The sequence below is a fragment of the Baaleninema sp. genome (assembly GCF_049974805.1).
Taxonomy (GTDB): domain Bacteria; phylum Cyanobacteriota; class Cyanobacteriia; order Cyanobacteriales; family Geitlerinemataceae; genus Baaleninema.
Genome location: NZ_JBNGCO010000239.1, coordinates 1 through 1,276, shown reverse-complemented (window position 1 = coordinate 1,276; position 1,276 = coordinate 1). Strand labels below are relative to the sequence as shown.

Sequence of the window (1,276 nt, the reverse complement as noted above, 5' to 3'; positions counted from 1 at the left end):
GGTGACCGTGTTCATGGGCAATTTCGGCTTCTCGCCGCGATTCCTATCTCTTTGTTTATTTTGACATTGACGGTTGAGGAGCGAGCGATCGGCTTCGGTTCGGATTTCCGAGTGCGTCTACAGCTAAGGGGGATTGTCTGGGGAAAATGCGGTGCGATCGAGCTGAGTCTGTACTTACCGCGATCGACAAGATTTCCGGAATCTTGAAGATTCCAGAGATCTGGCTTTTCTAATTTGAATCACCCAATATTTGGGGCAATACTCTTAAAATGGATTCGCGATCGCTCGCTTGCAAGCTTCCAATATACTTCAGTACCACTTGGAGATTCAAAGTACTAAAAACAGGTTTAATCGCTGAAGGTTTAAGTAAGCCAGAACGTTGCCAATCTTGAATAATGACTTCTCCAAACCTAGCGGGAATCCTGACTCTAGAACTTACGGCCATCACGACAATATCCGAACGATTTCGATTGTAAGCCTGCGAACTGACCACGATAGACGGACGTTTTTTTGTGGTACTCAGATCGGTGAAAGGAAACTGAACGAGAACGATATCGCCAAATTTATAAGTTGTCGTAGATGGCATCGTCTTCGTTGTCCCAAACTTCTGCAAATGCGGCTTCCGAGGATTTCATGGCTGCGTTAGTTAGTTCGCGATCGAGTTCTGTTTCCAGCAATCGATCGATAAAATCTTGAACTTGGAGTTGTTGGCGTTCTGAAAGTTGTCGGACTTTTTCGAGCAGTTGTCGTTCTCGAGCGCTGATTTCGTTAAACACTGCAAAAGAAAAACACGATACTACATTTTATTTTACACGTAAAAAAACAATATTGCAAATTTTAATATCGATCGAGGCTAAACCCTGTCTTAAATTTCGTTGATATCGGACAGTGACTAGCTTTAAATTCTTATAAAAATAGCAATACAATATTGAATTAGAGTAGTTCGTGGTAGACATCTTCCTCTGAATTGTCCCAAATTTTATTTAAAGAAGTCTGACTAGCCTGTTGCCAAAACCCTTTCTCGTCACTGGAAAGTACGGTAACAAGCACCTGGCTTCCTTCTTCGAGTTCTATAGATTCTAGAAGTTCGAGTTTGCCATCTCGAACCGTTGCCCAAACTGTTTTAACCATTATCTCAATCTCTCTCGAATCGTTCTGACTTACTGCAAAACACTTGCTGGCGGGATGACTGCGCGACCCATATCTTTATTTTTAACCCACGCTGCCTCACTGAGTCGCATACCACTGCAACGGCGAACCTCACGCGATCGCCCCC

Annotated in this window: 4 protein-coding genes; 1 reads left to right on the top strand and 3 read right to left on the bottom strand. The window is 43.5% G+C overall.

The genetic code is table 11. The annotated features are described in order from the left end of the window. Nucleotides 1–207 (top strand): hypothetical protein (locus ACP5D4_RS21615; RefSeq protein WP_428013668.1); only part of this gene is annotated, 207 nt, incomplete at its 5' end. 22 nt (nt 208–229) lie between these two features. Here the strand turns inward: ACP5D4_RS21615 and ACP5D4_RS21610 are convergent. From ACP5D4_RS21610 to ACP5D4_RS21600, 3 genes are all read right to left on the bottom strand, one after another. Further along, on the bottom strand, nt 230–586 hold the full coding sequence (locus tag ACP5D4_RS21610) for a type II toxin-antitoxin system PemK/MazF family toxin (RefSeq protein WP_428013667.1): 357 nt from the start codon (nt 584–586) through the stop codon (nt 230–232). After that, nucleotides 564–776: a toxin-antitoxin system, antitoxin component, Xre family protein gene (locus ACP5D4_RS21605; RefSeq protein ID WP_428013666.1), complete on the bottom strand. Its 213-nt coding sequence runs from the start codon at nt 774–776 to the stop codon at nt 564–566. The genes ACP5D4_RS21610 and ACP5D4_RS21605 overlap by 23 nt, the downstream gene beginning before the upstream one ends. 157 nt (nt 777–933) lie before the next feature. Further along, a complete protein-coding gene (locus tag ACP5D4_RS21600) occupies nt 934–1,131 on the bottom strand; it encodes a hypothetical protein (RefSeq protein ID WP_428013665.1) in 198 nt (65 codons plus the stop codon). Nucleotides 1,132–1,276 lie beyond the last annotated feature (145 nt).